This is a genomic window from Yersinia alsatica, assembly GCF_902170305.1.
GTDB lineage: Bacteria > Pseudomonadota > Gammaproteobacteria > Enterobacterales > Enterobacteriaceae > Yersinia > Yersinia alsatica.
In genome coordinates this window covers 35,510-51,694 of record NZ_CABHWW010000010.1, presented here as the reverse complement: position 1 = coordinate 51,694, position 16,185 = coordinate 35,510, and the positions used below count along the sequence as shown (strand labels likewise).

Genomic DNA, 16,185 nt, shown 5'->3' with positions numbered 1-16,185 from the left:
ATTAAATCTCTAATAATGTGTCCGGTCTTATTGAGCCATTACAATTAACAAAATCCAGTAATGATGAAAGCCTGGTGCTGCTTAAGTATTAGCAGCGCCAATGCCCCAATCTACTGAGAATGCCTACTTTGGGCGGGTGCTATTGAATTGCGAGTGAGGAAGGATCATGACGATGTATATTTCTAACAGGATAATCTAATCTAATTCCAATCGTTATCAATCATATTATTACCTGAAAATGCAAAGTAATTCACATGCTAATTAATCTTGGTCTGTCGAAAGAGGAATAAGGACAAGTAAGTAGTTCATTATATTTCATACTCCAGAAGTTACACTTGCAAAAACAAATGCACTTCTGTAGCATTTTCCATCAGTATATTTATTGTTTTCCCTGGTGTTGATTAGACTAATGTTGTCGCCTGACTCTCATGGTCAGGTTTTTTTATCAACTCCTGATGATGATTATACGGATGCTAGCGTGGGACGATAGTTGTACTAAAGGGCAATATTGTATTGTACTTTAAGACAGTAAATGGAGTGGGGAAATGCATTCTGGTTTCAAAAAAAATGCAGAGATAATAGAAACGCTGCGTGATTATATTGATAGAAAACTCATCGCCTATGGTAATCCCAAATACACTTACATGGTGATCAATAAAAAGAATTCTGCCGATATATTTATTATTACCAGCTATCCAAATGAGTGGGCTGAACTCTACACAACCAATAGCTTCCAACATATCGATCCCATCGTTCTAACTGCTTTGAAACGATTCTCACCGTTCTCATGGGATGAAAATATCACTATCTTGTCAGATTTAAAATCATCAAAAATTTTTACCCTTTCCAAACAATATAATATCGTTAATGGCTACACTTATGTCCTCCACGATACAATGAATAACATGGCAATGTTATCACTGATAATGGACGATAGTGTTCAACAAGGACGAGAAGATAGTGTATCTAAAGACAGGGGGAAACTACAGATATCCCTGATCGAAATCCATGAAAAGATGCTTATGCTAAGTCAAAATAAGGGTAATAACCCAGAACGCAAAGGGGTAGAAATACCGAGTAAAGCCATTTTAACCCCCCGCGAAAATGAAGTACTTCACTGGGCCAGCATGGGAAAAACCTATCAGGAAATTGCGCTGATTACAGACATCACGCCAAGAACAGTAAAATATCACATAGGAAATGTGGTAAAAAAACTGGGAGTGATTAACGCCAAACAGGCAATCAGGCTTGGCGTTGAACTCGAACTGATCAAACCGGTTCTGATATGATAGGCAGCACCATTGGCCATGTACTCAATGTAAGATCTGGATCCTGCAAGAGTTGACTAACTTGTCGGAGTAAACGAGCCTGGTTATTCTGATCTGTCGGGAGACGCAGTAGATAGATACGTTCTTTTTCCGCAACATCGCCTTCTTCTATTACCTCTACCTGCCAACCTGATCGCCTAAGTATGGTGAACATGGCCCGGCTGACAATAGTATAAATACCTAAGTATCCATGATGTCGAGAGTAATTAATAATCGACAGAAAGAACACATAACTGATGGGATAACGGCTCCCCAAAAGCAACTGGGCGCGGGTTTTATCAACAAAGAAACGGCTCGACTCTATATACCCTTCTGTAGGTAACACCACGTCAGAGAAGAGAGCGTTAAAAGTATGGGTGATCATATTAGGTAGACGGAGAGGGATAAAACGGACACTACAGATTAATTGCCCCTGATAAACACCCAGTAGGTAACGTGTATCTGGATTGTCATATTCATCGAATTCCATATCATTACTGCAATTCACCGCCCAATTAAGCCGATCTTTAAATGTCTTTTTCCTCAATTTATACAGATCTTCAGACCGTACATCAGTCAACTCACTGTATCGGACATCGAAAATTTCTAACATTTACTTTCCTGATATTTAATACTGCCAGTATTTTATATGTTGAATTACATTTCATCATCACAAAACAGGTTGTCACGTTCAGGAACTGCCAGACTTTTACGGATTACGAAGCTTTGTTAATTGGGGAACGGACATACTCTGCCAAGCTCAAAATCTGCATTGATTTTATCATACTCATGGGCGTAAACGTAACAATTGATTTAACATTTACGGCGATATTTAATATTTACTTCCTTTCACTTTGCATCCATCAGAATAAGATATTTCTTGGCTTTATCCAGATTTCAGGATATCTCCCACAATAATCAGGCGCTACTGTGTTATTTATAGAATTAAAAACACCTTAAAAACAATAGATAAGCAGGAATAATGCAATAAATTATTTAAATCTACTCTTTATCTACCTATCAGGGAAAATAAGAGTATGCCCTAGCTGTTTTCCTATAATTTTATATTAATTGCTGGCGTATTACTTCCTGCGGTAACTATTACTCACGTCAATCATTGCGCAGAATTAATCCCGGTTCAACAAAGTATTCATCAACAGGAACGGCAACGGATACTGGAAAAGCGTTTGGCGTCGCCAGCGCATTGCCGATCAGGAGCAAGGGAGACGGTTTGCAGGAAATGGGCGGTTAAGAATCGATTGAAATGGTATGGAAGTATGCTCACCTTACACTGTGTTATTTGAGTGTTCATGCCAAGCAAATTGATAGCATTTTTGGCGGTTACGTCCCAAATTCGTCCTATACGGATAATTTGGAGATCCTACAGGAGTAAAACTAAAAACTTAAGTAATTGTTAAATAATGTTTTTTAGTTAAACTATTCATATACCACCAACAATACCCTCGAATTAATGTTTGCTCCCAAATTGGGCTGAAAAAAAGCTCAGATTGGGGAATGGCTTTGTTATCTTCACCCTATGTTTAACCATCAAAAGCATCATTCCAACATATGAAAAATACTTTTTAACTGCGCAAATAACAAAGGATGCACATCAGTTTCAAGGCGCAGGTGTCTCAGTAACTCAAGCTCGGTCAACGCATCAACCAGTAGCGAGTCGAAACTGGGGTTTAACAGTGCTAAATCATAGTGATTAAATTTAGGCATAAAGTTAGATTATCTCAAATATGTAAATATGATTATCTTAAAAATAGATTAAAAAACACTTTATAGCCATAATGTTAACAGATTATTGTTTGTAGATTATCTCAAAAAACCTATAGCGATACATCCGATTGAATATCACTGTACACCGAACTGAAATCAACACCATCCCCCTACTACTTTCACTTTGAACCATTATGTTCGGTACCATTCAAAGCAGGGCCAACCAGAGATAACAGGAGTAATCTCATGATAAACCCAGCGGAAAAGCTCAAGGCGAAGCAGCAGGAATTTATCAGTATCAGGGAGCTGATTAACCGGATATCACATCTCCACCCCGCGATGAGTCAAGCGCAGATAGCTAACTGGCTGCTGATCGAATTGAATGATGCCAGGCCAGTTACGCCGCCATTATTGATTCAGGACGCGCTCAGCGTGATCCGCTCCCCCAGCCCTAATGACCCTCAATTTTGCTATTTTGATCTGCTCTCGGCAGCGATGGCGGTTACTATGTGCGGGTACAGTTACACCTGTGAAAAAGCAATGGTGGGCTGGACGGGGGCATCGAAAGATGCGCCGGGTTCTCTGTTGACCGGTTACGCTAACCTCGTTCAGCTCACCACCCTCTTGAGGTAGCGTCTCTTGGTGGTGATTTTAAAGCCATCAACTGAGAGGTTGTCATCATGGATTCGACGACTAAAGCCCCTTGCCGCACAGTTTTTCTTCACCTGCCAACATCACTGGCCGCCACTCTCCCGACGGAGGTGCGCCATGTACGATAATTCGCCCCCAGAATTAGAAGAAGTCATTGATCACTGCCGTGCGCTGATTTACGCCATCGTCACACTCGAATCGCAGGAAGTGAAAGAAATACTCAATTTTGTCCTACAACAGCAAATAGACCTGCTACACCGCATCTATCATCAAGATCTCAACGAACCTCTGGAAGCTGCGGCATAACGCCCAAAATACAAAAAGGCATCGTGAGATGCCTTTCCCGAAAGTATGCATTAGTCAATAAACAGATTGAAATCCTTACCATGTAAGACTAAAATTAACTCAGCCTAAGTTAAGGTGATGTCAAGGATGACTACATAATGGATTTTTTGCAGTTCATTGAAACCCCGTTCTTCTCTAAGCAACGGGAGGTATTACTAACCGAAGATGAGTTCAGAGAGCTTCAGCAAGTCTTGCTATTAAACCCATCTTCGGGTGCATTGATTGTGGGTACCAGCGGTGTACGCAAGGTAAGATTTGCCATCGGCCAGAAAGGGAAAAGTGGTGGTGTCCGCGTTATTTATTACTATCAGGAACCACAGGGAAGGATATGGTTTTTTACTGTCTACCCCAAAAATCAAAAAGATACGCTGACCAGTAGTGAGAAACAGCAATTCAAAGATGTGATAATACAAATCAAAGGGAGTGCGGCATGAGTGATTTTTTCAATGATTTAATGACATCCGCGAAACAGGCTGTAGCGATTAGCCATGATGAATTAAAAGCAGGCAGAGTCACTGAGGTTGCTATCCCTGATGTAAAAGAAATCAGAAAGAAAATTGGGTACAGGCAAAAAGACTTTGCACAACTTGTTGGTGTGAGTCCTTCATTAGTTGAAGCGTGGGAGCAACATAGAAGGATTCCATCAGGTAGCTCACTTAAGCTATTGATAATGATTGATCGGCATCCCTCTTTGATTAACGAGCTTTCAGGAATTTAACCCTTTAAACTGCTCATAAAAGTGTATCTTAGCCTCAGTCTTCTGGGCCATCTGCCATAGTGGCCCGTTTTAACCTATCTTCAGAATTTGTGATACGAATTATGCCCGTTTCCCAAATCTGCCATGAATCACATTCTCGCCATTTTCCAGGCTATCCATATAGTCGGCATACCATTGCAGCATTTCTCTGCGACCATCCAGATATTGAGCATGATTATAGGTACCGCGAATACTGTTTTTATCGACGTGAGCCAGTTGTGTTTCTATCCAGGCAGTATTAAAGCCCTGCTCATGCAAAATAGTGCTCATTGTGTGGCGAAAACCGTGCCCGGTGGCTCTGCCATGGTAGCCAATACGCTTTATGACCTGATTAATACTGGCCTCGCTCATTGGCTTTAGACTGTCATTACGACCAGGAAAAACTAATTTAAAGCGACCGGTAATAGCATGCAGTTGCAACAACAACTCTAAAACCTGTTCAGATAAAGGGACCAGATGTGGACGACGCATTTTCATTCGAATAATGGGAACTTCCCACAGACCTTTATCTAAATTGAATTCAACCCACTCAGCAGCACGTAGCTCGATTGTTCGAACGCCGGTAAGCATGAGCAAACGGGTTGCTATTCGTGTGACAGGGCTGCCGCTATAGGCACTAAGAGACTGAAGATATTCAGGAAGTTCAGCGGCTAAAAGGTGGGGATAATGCTGATGTTTCTGTACTGCCAAAGCACCTGCCAGCTCACTGGCGGGGTTGTTCTCCGCCCTGCCGGTCACGATCGCATAGCGAAAAGTCTGATTGCACGCCTGACGAATTTTGCGCATTTTATCGAGGACACCACGCGCCTCTAGTTTACGCAGTGTTTCAAGCATCTCTAACGGCTTGATTTCAGCAACAGGGCGCTTTCCAACATAGGGAAAAATATCATTTTCAAACGATTCCATTAAATCGTCGGCGTAACCTTTCGACCAATTAGGTCTTTTATAAGCATGCCATTCTCTGGCCAGCGCTTCGAACGTGTTATCAATGCTGACTTTCTTGGCCTGTTTATCTGCTTTTTTTTCTTCACCGGGATCCCCACCAGCAGCCAGAATTCGTTTGGCTTCGTCCCTTTTGGCACGGGCCTCAGCGAGAGTGATATCGGGATAGACCCCGATTGATAGCAGCTTTTCTTTTCCAGCAATCCGATACTTCAACCGCCAGTAACGTGAACCATTTGAGTTTACTAATAAAAATAATCCACCGCCGTCGGAGAGCTTGTAAGGTTTCTCTTTTCGCTTTGCGGTATCGACTTGCCGGGCGTTTAGTTTCATGTGGGGGTATCTCAATCCATTGAACCTGGACTTACCCCCATTTATACCCCCATCTATCTATATAACTCAGTGGATGTGAACAAGCACAGGGATACCAGGAAGTTCCAGAGATACTGATTATATAAGGGATTTATGGACTTAGATAGACTTCAGGAGACGTAAAGATGGTACGCCCTACAGGGCTCGAACCTGTGACCTACGGCTTAGAAGGCCGTTGCTCTATCCAACTGAGCTAAGGGCGCATTTGATATTTACCGCAGCATAGAGGCTGCCGGTAGTCAGTTGCGGGGTGGATTATACGGGCAGTCGCTTTCGAGTCAATGGGTTTTCGCCTTATGGTTTATCATCTGGCTATTTAATCGTTAATTAATCGTTATTATACGCCTGACAGCACGCCCCGCTTCTGACAAAATAGGTGGATTCCCGCTTTTTTAATTGATGGACCTTTCCACTGATGTCAGCAAAAATTATTGATGGTAAAACGATTGCGCAGCAGGTAAGAAACGAAGTTGCTGCGTTGGTACAGAAACGTTTAGCTGCGGGTAAACGTGCTCCCGGGCTTGCGGTGGTGTTGGTAGGTGAGAATCCGGCATCACAAATTTATGTCGCCAGCAAGCGTAAGGCATGCGAAGAGGTCGGTTTTGTTTCCCGTTCTTATGACCTGCCGATGACGACTACTGAAGCTGAGCTGTTAGCTTTAATTGATTCACTGAATGATGACGGTGAAATCGATGGGATTCTGGTGCAACTGCCGCTGCCTGCCGGGATTGATAATGTCAAAGTCTTGGAACGTATTCATCCAGATAAAGACGTAGATGGCTTCCATCCGTATAACGTAGGCCGTTTGTGCCAACGTGCGCCAAAACTGCGCCCTTGTACCCCACGCGGTATTGTTACACTGCTGGAGCGCTATGAAATCCCCACTTATGGCCTAAATGCCGTCGTCGTCGGCGCATCCAATATTGTTGGCCGCCCGATGAGCCTTGAGCTGCTGCTGGCGGGGTGCACCACCACAGTAACGCACCGTTTCACCAAGAATCTGCGCCAACATGTCGAAAATGCTGATTTACTCGTGGTTGCAGTGGGCAAACCCGGTTTTATTCCCGGCGAGTGGATTAAACCGGGCGCTATCGTGATTGATGTGGGCATTAACCGCCTGGAAAGTGGTAAAGTAGTCGGAGATGTAGAATTTGATGTCGCTGTTGAACGTGCGGGTTGGATTACACCGGTTCCCGGTGGCGTTGGGCCAATGACCGTCGCAACACTGATACAAAATACCTTGCAAGCCTGCGAGGAATATCACGACATCAACGAAAATTGATAGAAAGGACAGTAATGGACATTTTTCATTTGGAAAAACACCCGCATGTCGAACTGTGTGACTTATTAAAGTTGCAAGGTTGGAACGACAGCGGCGCCTCAGCAAAAGCCGCCATCGCTGATGGTCAGGTAAAAGTCGACGGGAATGTAGAAACGCGCAAGCGCTGCAAAATCGTGGCTGACCAAGTTGTTGAGTTTCAAGGCATGAAAGTGCAGGTTAAAGCCTGATCTTAACCTCCCCTGCTGGCAGCATAAAGTATGGGCAAAAAAATTGCGGTTACTGGTCAATGCCAGCACCGCAATTTTTTTAGAGTTTACCCGCCAGATGCTAATAACCGGCTGAGCTAACCACCTTTATTTACGACGCCATGTCGTCCCTTGCGGGCCATCTTCCAACACAATACCCAGCTCATTCAATTGGTCACGTGCAGAATCTGCCAGCGCCCAGTCTTTGCTGCTGCGGGCGTCATTGCGCTGCTTAATCAAAGCTTCAATTTTTGCCACTTCATCGTCGTCAGTCTGTGCGCCGCTTTGTAAAAACAGTTCCGGATCCTGCTCCAACAAACCCAGCACATGAGCCAGTTTACGCAACTCTGCCGCCAAACCATTCGCCGCAGCGATATCTTCAGTTTTTAGCCGGTTCACTTCGCGAGCGATATCAAACAGCACAGAATAGGCTTCTGGGGTATTGAAATCGTCATCCATAGCAGCACGGAAGCGCGCTTCAAACTCAGCACCACCTGCCGGAGTTGCATTCGCATCAGTTCCACGCAGTGCGGTATATAAGCGCTCTAATGAAGCACGTGCCTGCTTGAGGTTCTCTTCACTGTAGTTAAGCTGGCTGCGATAATGCCCGGACATCAAGAAATAACGCACCGTCTCGGCATCGTAATAGGCCAACACATCGCGAATAGTGAAAAAGTTATTCAGTGATTTAGACATTTTCTCTTTGTCTATCATCACCATACCGGAGTGCATCCAGTAATTCACGTAAGGACCATCATGGGCACAGGTAGATTGTGCAATTTCATTTTCATGGTGTGGGAACATCAAATCAGAGCCACCACCGTGAATATCGAAATGCGCACCTAACTGCTTGCCATTCATTGCGGAACACTCAATATGCCAGCCAGGGCGACCCGGCCCCCATGGTGATTCCCAGCTCGGTTCACCGGGTTTCGACATTTTCCACAAAACAAAATCCATCGGGTTGCGTTTGACATCCGCCACTTCAACCCGAGCGCCAGCCTGCAACTGATCCAGATCCTGACGCGATAACAGGCCATAATCTGGATCACTGTCTACCGCGAACATCACATCACCATTTGACGCCACGTAGGCGTGATCACGGGCGATCAGCCGCTCGGTCAGCTCAATGATTTCGGGGATATGATGAGTGGCACGCGGCTCTAAATCTGGACGTTCAAGATTCAAGGCGTCGAAATCTTTGTGCATTTCGGCCAACATCCGTGTAGTCAGTTGCTCGCAGGTTTCATTGTTTTCAATCGCACGTTTAATTATTTTATCGTCAACATCGGTCACGTTGCGCACATAGGTCAGAGAGTAACCTAAATAACGCAAATAACGCGCAACAACGTCGAAAGCGACAAAAGTACGCCCATGCCCAATGTGACACAGGTCATAAATGGTGATCCCGCATACGTACATGCCAACTTTACCGGCATGGATAGGCTTGAATTCCTCTTTTTGGCGACTCAGTGTATTAAAAATCTTTAGCATCGGGACATTCCGTGGTTTTTGTTTTTGCAGTACGCATGGTTTATACCCAAAGTAATCACTACCATGAGTAAAAAGGATATCATCAGATTATGAGGCAAATCAGCCTCTGATCCAGCACTTTTTCGCCCATAAAGGCGACGTTTCGAGTGCTGACTCAATCTCGCAGATATGATATAAGAGCCGTCTAAAGAGTTACGACTCATTGTGAATACACTTATTACACTAGCAGGAACATTATTATGGTCACGTTTCATACTAATCACGGCGATATCGTCGTCAATACCTTCGCCGATAAAGCGCCGGTTACCGTTGAAAACTTCCTGAACTACTGCCGTAAAGGTTTCTATGATAACACTATCTTCCACCGTGTTATCGATGGTTTCATGATCCAAGGCGGTGGGTTTGAGCCGGGCATGAACCAGAAAGATACTGATGCACCTATCAAGAACGAAGCCAATAACGGTCTGAAAAACACCCGTGGCACCTTAGCAATGGCACGTACCAATGATCCACACTCTGCCACTGCTCAGTTCTTTATTAACGTTGCTGATAACGACTTCCTGAACTTCCGTTCAGAGCGCCCTGATGGTTGGGGTTACTGTGTATTCGCTGAAGTGGTTGAAGGTCTGGACGTGGTTGATAAAATCAAAAACGTTTCTACTGGCCGCAGCGGTATGCATCAAGACGTGCCAAAAGAAGATGTGATCATTAAAAGTGTTACTGTAAGCGAGTAATGACTGCTTAATGAGCACGCTTTTTATTGCAGATTTGCATCTTAGCGTTCAGGAACCGGCAATCACTGCCGGTTTCCTGCATTTTATACAGCGTGAAGCCATTCATGCTGATGCCTTATATATCTTGGGCGATTTATTTGAGTCCTGGATTGGCGATGACGACCCCGAACCACTGTATCGGCAGATCGCTGCGGCATTAAAATCACTCCAACAACAGGGCGTGCCCTGCTACTTCATTCACGGTAACCGCGATTTTCTGCTCGGCAAGCGCTTTGCTATTGAAAGTGGCATGATCTTGCTGCCCGAAGAGAAAGTGGTCGAGTTGTATGGCCGTGACATTGTGATTTTACACGGTGATACCCTGTGCACTGATGACGCCGACTATCAACATTTTCGCCGCCGAGTACACAATCCTCTGATCCAGAAATTATTCCTGTGGTTGCCTCTGCGCTTTCGCTTACGTATTGCGGCTTATATGCGCAATCAAAGCCAGCAAAATAATAGCGGTAAATCGCAACTGATTATGGATGTAAACCCACAAGCTGTAGTGGATGCATTCCAGCGCAATAATGTCAGTTGGATGATTCATGGGCATACCCATCGCCCTGCGGTTCATACGGTAGAATTACCCGCCACAACAGCACATCGGGTCGTTTTGGGAGCCTGGCATGTTGAAGGGTCGATGGTAAAAGTCACCAAAGAGAGCGTTGAGTTGATTAAATTCCCGTTTTAATCAGCTATTGTTATCCATCGCTGCCTAACAAAAAAACCGATAAAACCCAGCAAAAGCCGCGACGCAACCGTTTTCCTTGCCTTTGGCTCATGATATGCTCTACGCCCTCTTCGCCAGTCACGATTTATATCAAATCGGTCTGGCCGACGCTTGCGCAATCACAGGAGCTTTACACCCATGGGAGCCAACCTCGATTCGGCTTATGCAGCCGGGGTTAAAATCGCTATCGTAATGGGGTCCAAGAGTGACTGGGCCACCATGCAGTTCGCCGCCGACGTGCTCACCACGCTCAATGTTCCGTTTCATGTCGAAGTTGTTTCTGCACACAGAACCCCCGACAAACTGTTCAGTTTTGCCGAACAAGCTGATGCTAATGGCTTACATGTCATTATTGCTGGCGCAGGAGGTGCTGCTCACCTACCGGGTATGCTGGCGGCAAAAACATTGGTGCCGGTTTTAGGGGTGCCAGTACAAAGTGCAGCATTAAGTGGCGTCGATAGCCTGTATTCCATTGTGCAGATGCCGCGCGGTATTCCAGTGGGAACACTGGCCATTGGTAAAGCAGGGGCGGCGAATGCGGCCTTGCTGGCGGCTCAAATACTGGCGCTACATGACCACGAATTAGCTGTGCGTTTGGCCGATTGGCGTAAAAGCCAAACTGACGAAGTATTAGATAATCCAGATCCGCGGGAGTCAGATCTGCCGGCGGCGAATTCACAGGTGAAAGCATGAAACCAGTTTGCGTATTAGGCAACGGTCAGTTAGGGCGCATGCTGCGTCAGGCTGGCGAACCACTGGGTATTGCTGTGTATCCGGTGGGTTTAGATGCTGAACCGGAAGCTGTGCCTTATCAGCACAGTGTGATTACCGCCGAGATTGAACGCTGGCCAGAAACCGCCTTAACTCGCGAACTTGCCACACACACCGCTTTTGTTAACCGCGATATCTTCCCGCGACTGGCCGACCGTCTGACACAAAAGCAGTTACTCGATAGCCTGAATCTGGTGACGGCTCCATGGCAATTATTGGCCAGTGCTAGCCAGTGGCCACAAGTCTTCGCCACACTAGGTGAATTAGCTATCGTGAAACGTCGGGTCGGCGGCTATGACGGCCGTGGTCAATGGCGTTTACGCGCCGGAGAGCAAGACTCCTTGCCTGCCGATGCTTACGGCGAATGTATTGTCGAGCAGGGCATCAACTTTTCTGGCGAAGTTTCGCTGGTGGGTGCTCGTAGCCATCAAGGTAAATCGGTTTTTTATCCGCTAACTCATAATCTGCATGAAGATGGCATTTTGCGCATGAGTGTGGCGTTGCCACAGCCGGATAGCCGCTTACAACTGCAAGCTGAGAAGATGCTGGCGGCCATTATGGATGAGCTGAATTATGTCGGTGTTATGGCGATGGAGTGCTTTATCGTCGGGGACAGTTTGCTTATCAATGAACTGGCTCCACGGGTGCATAACAGCGGTCACTGGACGCAAAATGGGGCGTCCATCAGCCAGTTTGAGCTGCATTTGCGCGCTATTTTAGATTTACCGCTGCCAACTCCGGTGGTGAATACCCCGTCAGCCATGGTTAATCTGATTGGTACGCCAGTGAATACCGAGTGGTTGTCGCTGCCATTGGTCCATCTGCATTGGTATGAAAAAGAGGTGCGCGACGGGCGTAAAGTGGGCCATTTGAATTTAAATGACCCGGACGGCGCGGCGCTGCGTGCCGCCTTGGTGGCTTTGGCACCTTTATTACCAACCGAATATCAGTCCGGTTTAACCTGGGCGCAGAATAAGCTGTAATCAGTAAGCGGGCAGTTACGCACTGCCCGCACTAGAACAGAACTAGCTTTCATATCCTCTGAATAATGCTCGGCCTCGTAACAATCGCGCGCCCAACCAACCACCACAAACTGACAGTAACAGTGCCGCCGCCAATGGCAGTAACCACCACATCACCCAGTTGGGTTGCCATGGGAAATCAAACACTAACCGCTGCAAGGCCCAGAGTGCAGCTTCTGCACCGATTGCCGCCGCCAAGCCAGCAACCAATCCCAGTAGTGCAAACTCCCACCACAATGTGCCCCGCAGTAAGCGTTTACTTGCTCCGAGCGTGCGATAGACCACCAACTCCTGACGGCGCTGGCGCATGCCGACCTGTACTTGTGCCAACAGCAACAAGGTGCCACAAATAATGACCAGAATAACCATCACTTCCAGTGCACGGCTAACCTGTTGTAGCACCTGCCCGACCTGTTTAAGCATCGCGCCGATATCCAGCAAACTGAGGGTTGGGAACTGGCGGTTTAATTGCGTCAGCACCTCTCCATCCCCTTGATAGCGGAAGCTGGTCAGCCAAGTTTGCGGCTGATTATCCAGCGCACCCGGCGGGAAAATAAAGTAAAAATTAGGACGCAGACTTTCCCAATCTACCTGACGAATACTGCTCACCGTGGCCTCAAATGACTGGGTATCGCCGCTGAATGTCAGCTTATCGCCGATTTTAATTCCCAATCGGTCAGCAATCCCCTGCTCCATCGACACTTCATTTGCCTTTGGTGGCCACTGCCCCGCAGTCAAAAGATTGTGCGCCGGTAGATCCTGCTGCCAGGTAAGATTCAGCTCCCGGTTGACAGCCTCGCCACCGGGGGCGTCTTCATGTACCCGCTCCGTCGCCAGTTGCTGGTTAATTTCCGTTAAACGCGCCCGGACAATAGGATAGAAAGTTGACGGCGTTATCTGATGCTGGGTGAGGAATTCAGTCACTTGCGGCACCTGCTGCGGAGTGATATTCAGCAAGAAATAGTTGGGGCTATCTGGCGGCAACTGTTGTTGCCAGCGATCCAATAGATCCCCGCGCAGCACCAATAACAAAGCCAATAACATAAATGAGAGTGAGAATGCCGCCAGTTGGGTCAGAGTCATCCACGGTTGGCGCAATAACCGGTTGATCGCCAGCCGCAATGACAAGCGAGTGACGGTCAAGCGACGTAGCAGCAATAAACCGCCCCAGCCAATGACACCTAACAGCAGCGCCAATACCACCATGCCACCGAGGATCGCCCATAACAGAGCGTTCCCCCCCATCAGTAGGGCCAATAACCCCACCACGACCACGATCATCACCGGAATAAAGTAACGTAGTGGCCAAACATTGGCAGAGACATCGCGGCGCAATACTCGCAAGGGCTGAGTCGCCAGTAATTGCCGATAAGGGCGAATCCCCACCAGCAATGAAATCAATACCAGCGATCCCATTGACCATACCCATGGCCATAACCCGGCCGCTGGTAATGCGGCCGGTAACACCGGGGACAATAAGCGGATTAATATTTTCTCGAACAATAGCCCAATGACGCTGCCACACAGACCCGCCAGCACCAAAACAGAGAGCCACTGGCCAATAATCAGCCGTCGCAATGCACTGCGCCCGGCCCCCAATGTTTTCAGCACCGCCACTAAATCATAGCGACTGCGGCAATAGTGCCCCATCGCCACAGCAACCGCGGCAATAGACAACAATAACGTCAATAATGCCGATAGCAGCAAGAATTGTTGCGCCCGTTGCAGGGATTTACCCAGTGCACCACCGGACTCTTGTAAACCATACCAGCGCTGCTCCGGTGTCAGTTGTGGTGTAAGCCAGTCACTAAATTGCGCGATAGCATCGGGTGAGCCAGCAAACATATAACGGTAGCTCAAGCGGCTACCCGGCTGTATCGCACCGGTTTTTTCCACATCACTCAAATTAATCAAAATTCGTGGGGCGGTTTGGAATGGGTTAAAACCTGAATCTGGCTCCTGAATCACTTCGCCAATAATTTTCAGCGAGGTATCACCCACTTCAACTGAATCCCCGACCTTAACCCCCAACAGCGCCAGCAGACGCGGGGCCACCAGCGCCGTCCCCGGTTCAAGCTTGACGTGCGGAGGCAAGGTTTCTAATTCGCCATACAGCGGATAGGCCAAATCAGTGGCTTTGACATCAGCCAGTTGAGGTCGGTCGCCAGCAAAGGTCATGGTCATAAACGAAAGCTGGCGACTGACGGTCAGCCCCTGCTGCTTCGCTTCCTGTAACCAGCCTTCCGGTGCTGGATGAGAGGCTCTCAGTACCCTATCACCCGCCAGAAAATCACGGCTTTGCTGATTAAGCCCTTGCTCCATCCGATCACTGATACTGCCCAGCGCCAGCACACAGGCCACCGCCAGTGTTAATGCCAGCCAAACAATCAGCAGTGAGGGTGAGCGCCACTCACGCCAAAACCACCGCCAAATCATGCTTCCTCCCACAATTTACCGTCCTGCAGGCGCAGCCGACGTTGGCAGCGACCAGCCAGTTGCACATCATGGGTCACCAGAATTAACGTGGTGTCGTAGTCCCGGTTAAGGGAAAACAGTAAATCGGCAATACGGTCGCCAGTGTGCCGGTCAAGATTGCCGGTTGGCTCATCAGCAAATAATACTTTTGGCCGACCACTAAAGGCCCGAGCTAACGCCACGCGCTGCTGTTCGCCACCGGAAAGCTGAGCCGGAAGATGGTGAAGACGTTTCTCCAACCCCACCTGCTTTAATAACTCAATGGCATGTACTTTACTTTCACGTTCGCTTTCCCCGCGTAATAGTGCGGGTAATTGTACGTTCTCTAAGGTATTGAGTGTGGGCACCAACATAAATGACTGAAACACAAAACCGACGTTTTTGGCCCGCAGTTGCGCCCGCCCTTCTTCATCCATAGCAGTCAATGACTGCCCCAGCAAGCTCACTTCACCACTGCTGCCATCATCCAGACCTGCCAGAATTCCCAGCAAAGTTGATTTACCTGAACCTGACTCACCAATCAGCGCAATTGTTTGAGCGGGTTTGACAACCAGCTCAACTCCGGTAAGGATGGAGAGCTGTTGCTCACCCTGACCGACGTGTTTATTAAGATGATGAACTTCAAGAACGTTTTCCGCTGGCATCTTCCCTTCCTATTACTGTTGGGATTATTCAGTTTGCGTGCCGCCGCAACCGATACACTTTTGATTCTCGGCGACAGTTTAAGCGCCGGTTACCGCTTGCCTATTGCCGAAGCATGGCCTTCACGGCTGGATAAAACATGGCAAGCCACGCCATCACTGCCTAGGGTGGTTAACGCCAGTATCAGTGGTGATACTGCCGCGCAAGGTTTGGCGCGCCTACCCGCCCTGCTCAAACAACATCAGCCGCGCTGGGTATTGATTGAACTGGGCGCTAATGACGGGTTGCGTGGTTTTCCAACACCGGATATTCAACGGGATCTCACGCAAGTTATCAATCTGATAAAGGAAGCGAAAGCCCAGCCTTTATTGATGCAAATCCGCATTCCGCCTAACTATGGCCGCCGTTATACTGATGCCTTCACTGCAATGTATCCGCAACTGGCACAGCAATTTGGCATCCCGCTGGTTCCATTCTTTATGGAACAAGTGGCCGTAAAACCGGAGTGGATGCAGGATGATGGTTTACATCCTAACGCAGAAGCCCAACCTTTCATTGCTGATTGGATGGCGCAACAGCTCCAGCCGTTAGTTATCAAATAACATTGAATTATAGTGATTAGTTAACCATTACTTTAAACAAATAGATT

At 47.2% G+C, this 16,185-nt stretch carries 17 protein-coding genes, 1 tRNA gene and 2 pseudogenes; 13 read left to right on the top strand and 7 right to left on the bottom strand.

The genetic code is table 11. The features are described 5' to 3' along the window. Positions 1-545 precede the first annotated feature (545 nt). On the top strand, positions 546-1,289 hold the full coding sequence (locus FTA96_RS06555; RefSeq protein WP_050108830.1) for a LuxR family transcriptional regulator: 744 nt from the start codon (positions 546-548) through the stop codon (positions 1,287-1,289). Here FTA96_RS06555 and FTA96_RS06550 read toward each other — a convergent pair. Then, the gene (locus tag FTA96_RS06550) at positions 1,270-1,920 is read right to left on the bottom strand and encodes an acyl-homoserine-lactone synthase (RefSeq protein WP_050108832.1); all 651 of its coding nucleotides are present in this window, start codon (positions 1,918-1,920) and stop codon (positions 1,270-1,272) included. The two genes, FTA96_RS06555 and FTA96_RS06550, sit on opposite strands and share 20 nt — an antisense overlap. Before the next feature lie 618 nt (positions 1,921-2,538). Here FTA96_RS06550 and FTA96_RS23455 point away from each other — a divergent pair. Continuing rightward, positions 2,539-2,700 (top strand): annotated as a pseudogene (locus FTA96_RS23455) (integrase); the annotation flags it as partial. A gap of 167 nt (positions 2,701-2,867) precedes the next feature. Here FTA96_RS23455 and FTA96_RS06545 read toward each other — a convergent pair. Next, positions 2,868-3,032, bottom strand: a pseudogene (locus FTA96_RS06545) (Fic family protein); the annotation flags it as partial. A 246-nt stretch (positions 3,033-3,278) separates the two neighbouring features. On the opposite strand from FTA96_RS06545, the gene FTA96_RS23385 reads away from it, so the two are divergent. From FTA96_RS23385 to nadS, 4 genes are all read left to right on the top strand, one after another. After that, positions 3,279-3,665 carry a hypothetical protein gene (locus FTA96_RS23385; protein ID WP_314732596.1) on the top strand — a complete coding sequence of 129 codons (387 nt, stop codon included), beginning with the start codon at positions 3,279-3,281 and terminating at the stop codon, positions 3,663-3,665. Positions 3,666-3,800: 135 nt separating this feature from the next. Continuing rightward, the gene (locus FTA96_RS06535; protein WP_145573425.1) at positions 3,801-3,989 is read left to right on the top strand and encodes a hypothetical protein; all 189 of its coding nucleotides are present in this window, start codon (positions 3,801-3,803) and stop codon (positions 3,987-3,989) included. 137 nt (positions 3,990-4,126) lie between these two features. Further along, positions 4,127-4,462, top strand: a complete 336-nt coding sequence (locus FTA96_RS06530) for a type II toxin-antitoxin system RelE/ParE family toxin (protein WP_145573423.1) — start codon at positions 4,127-4,129, stop codon at positions 4,460-4,462. Beyond that, positions 4,459-4,746, top strand: a complete 288-nt coding sequence (gene nadS, locus FTA96_RS06525) for a NadS family protein (RefSeq protein ID WP_050133476.1) — start codon at positions 4,459-4,461, stop codon at positions 4,744-4,746. The genes FTA96_RS06530 and nadS overlap by 4 nt, the downstream gene beginning before the upstream one ends. Positions 4,747-4,845: 99 nt before the next feature. Here the strand turns inward: nadS and FTA96_RS06520 are convergent, their stop codons facing one another. After that, a complete protein-coding gene (locus tag FTA96_RS06520; protein ID WP_145573421.1) occupies positions 4,846-6,060 on the bottom strand; it encodes a tyrosine-type recombinase/integrase in 1,215 nt (404 codons plus the stop codon). Positions 6,061-6,225: 165 nt separating this feature from the next. Next, a tRNA-Arg gene (locus tag FTA96_RS06515) sits at positions 6,226-6,302 on the bottom strand. 212 nt (positions 6,303-6,514) lie between these two features. On the opposite strand from FTA96_RS06515, the gene folD reads away from it, so the two are divergent. Further along, positions 6,515-7,381 (top strand): bifunctional methylenetetrahydrofolate dehydrogenase/methenyltetrahydrofolate cyclohydrolase FolD, encoded by an 867-nt coding sequence (gene folD / locus FTA96_RS06510; protein ID WP_050108834.1) that lies wholly within the window; start codon positions 6,515-6,517, stop codon positions 7,379-7,381. A gap of 14 nt (positions 7,382-7,395) precedes the next feature. Then, on the top strand, positions 7,396-7,608 hold the full coding sequence (gene ybcJ / locus FTA96_RS06505) for a ribosome-associated protein YbcJ (RefSeq protein WP_050108836.1): 213 nt from the start codon (positions 7,396-7,398) through the stop codon (positions 7,606-7,608). A gap of 126 nt (positions 7,609-7,734) precedes the next feature. On the opposite strand, the gene cysS is transcribed toward ybcJ, so the two are convergent. After that, positions 7,735-9,120, bottom strand: coding sequence for a cysteine--tRNA ligase (gene cysS / locus FTA96_RS06500; protein WP_050108839.1), 1,386 nt, complete (start codon positions 9,118-9,120; stop codon positions 7,735-7,737). Positions 9,121-9,359: 239 nt separating this feature from the next. Here cysS and ppiB point away from each other — a divergent pair, with 239 nt between their 5' ends. The 4 genes from ppiB (at position 9,360) to purK (ending at position 12,380) form a co-directional block, all read left to right on the top strand. Continuing rightward, positions 9,360-9,854 (top strand): peptidylprolyl isomerase B, encoded by a 495-nt coding sequence (ppiB, locus tag FTA96_RS06495; RefSeq protein WP_050108841.1) that lies wholly within the window; start codon positions 9,360-9,362, stop codon positions 9,852-9,854. A gap of 10 nt (positions 9,855-9,864) precedes the next feature. Continuing rightward, a complete protein-coding gene (locus FTA96_RS06490; protein WP_050144945.1) occupies positions 9,865-10,587 on the top strand; it encodes a UDP-2,3-diacylglucosamine diphosphatase in 723 nt (240 codons plus the stop codon). Positions 10,588-10,764: 177 nt separating this feature from the next. Then, on the top strand, positions 10,765-11,319 hold the full coding sequence (gene purE / locus FTA96_RS06485; protein WP_050108845.1) for a 5-(carboxyamino)imidazole ribonucleotide mutase: 555 nt from the start codon (positions 10,765-10,767) through the stop codon (positions 11,317-11,319). Continuing rightward, on the top strand, positions 11,316-12,380 hold the full coding sequence (gene purK / locus FTA96_RS06480) for a 5-(carboxyamino)imidazole ribonucleotide synthase (RefSeq protein ID WP_145573420.1): 1,065 nt from the start codon (positions 11,316-11,318) through the stop codon (positions 12,378-12,380). The genes purE and purK overlap by 4 nt, the downstream gene beginning before the upstream one ends. Before the next feature lie 42 nt (positions 12,381-12,422). Here the strand turns inward: purK and ybbP are convergent, their stop codons facing one another. Both ybbP and ybbA read right to left on the bottom strand, forming a co-directional pair. Then, complete coding sequence (gene ybbP, locus FTA96_RS06475; protein WP_050151509.1) at positions 12,423-14,855, bottom strand: putative ABC transporter permease subunit YbbP; 2,433 nt, start codon at positions 14,853-14,855, stop codon at positions 12,423-12,425. Next, positions 14,852-15,538 (bottom strand): putative ABC transporter ATP-binding protein YbbA, encoded by a 687-nt coding sequence (gene ybbA / locus FTA96_RS06470; RefSeq protein WP_050108998.1) that lies wholly within the window; start codon positions 15,536-15,538, stop codon positions 14,852-14,854. The genes ybbP and ybbA overlap by 4 nt, the downstream gene beginning before the upstream one ends. On the opposite strand from ybbA, the gene tesA reads away from it, so the two are divergent. After that, on the top strand, positions 15,509-16,138 hold the full coding sequence (tesA, locus tag FTA96_RS06465) for a multifunctional acyl-CoA thioesterase I/protease I/lysophospholipase L1 (protein WP_186371544.1): 630 nt from the start codon (positions 15,509-15,511) through the stop codon (positions 16,136-16,138). The genes ybbA and tesA overlap by 30 nt on opposite strands. Positions 16,139-16,185: the final 47 nt, after the last annotated feature.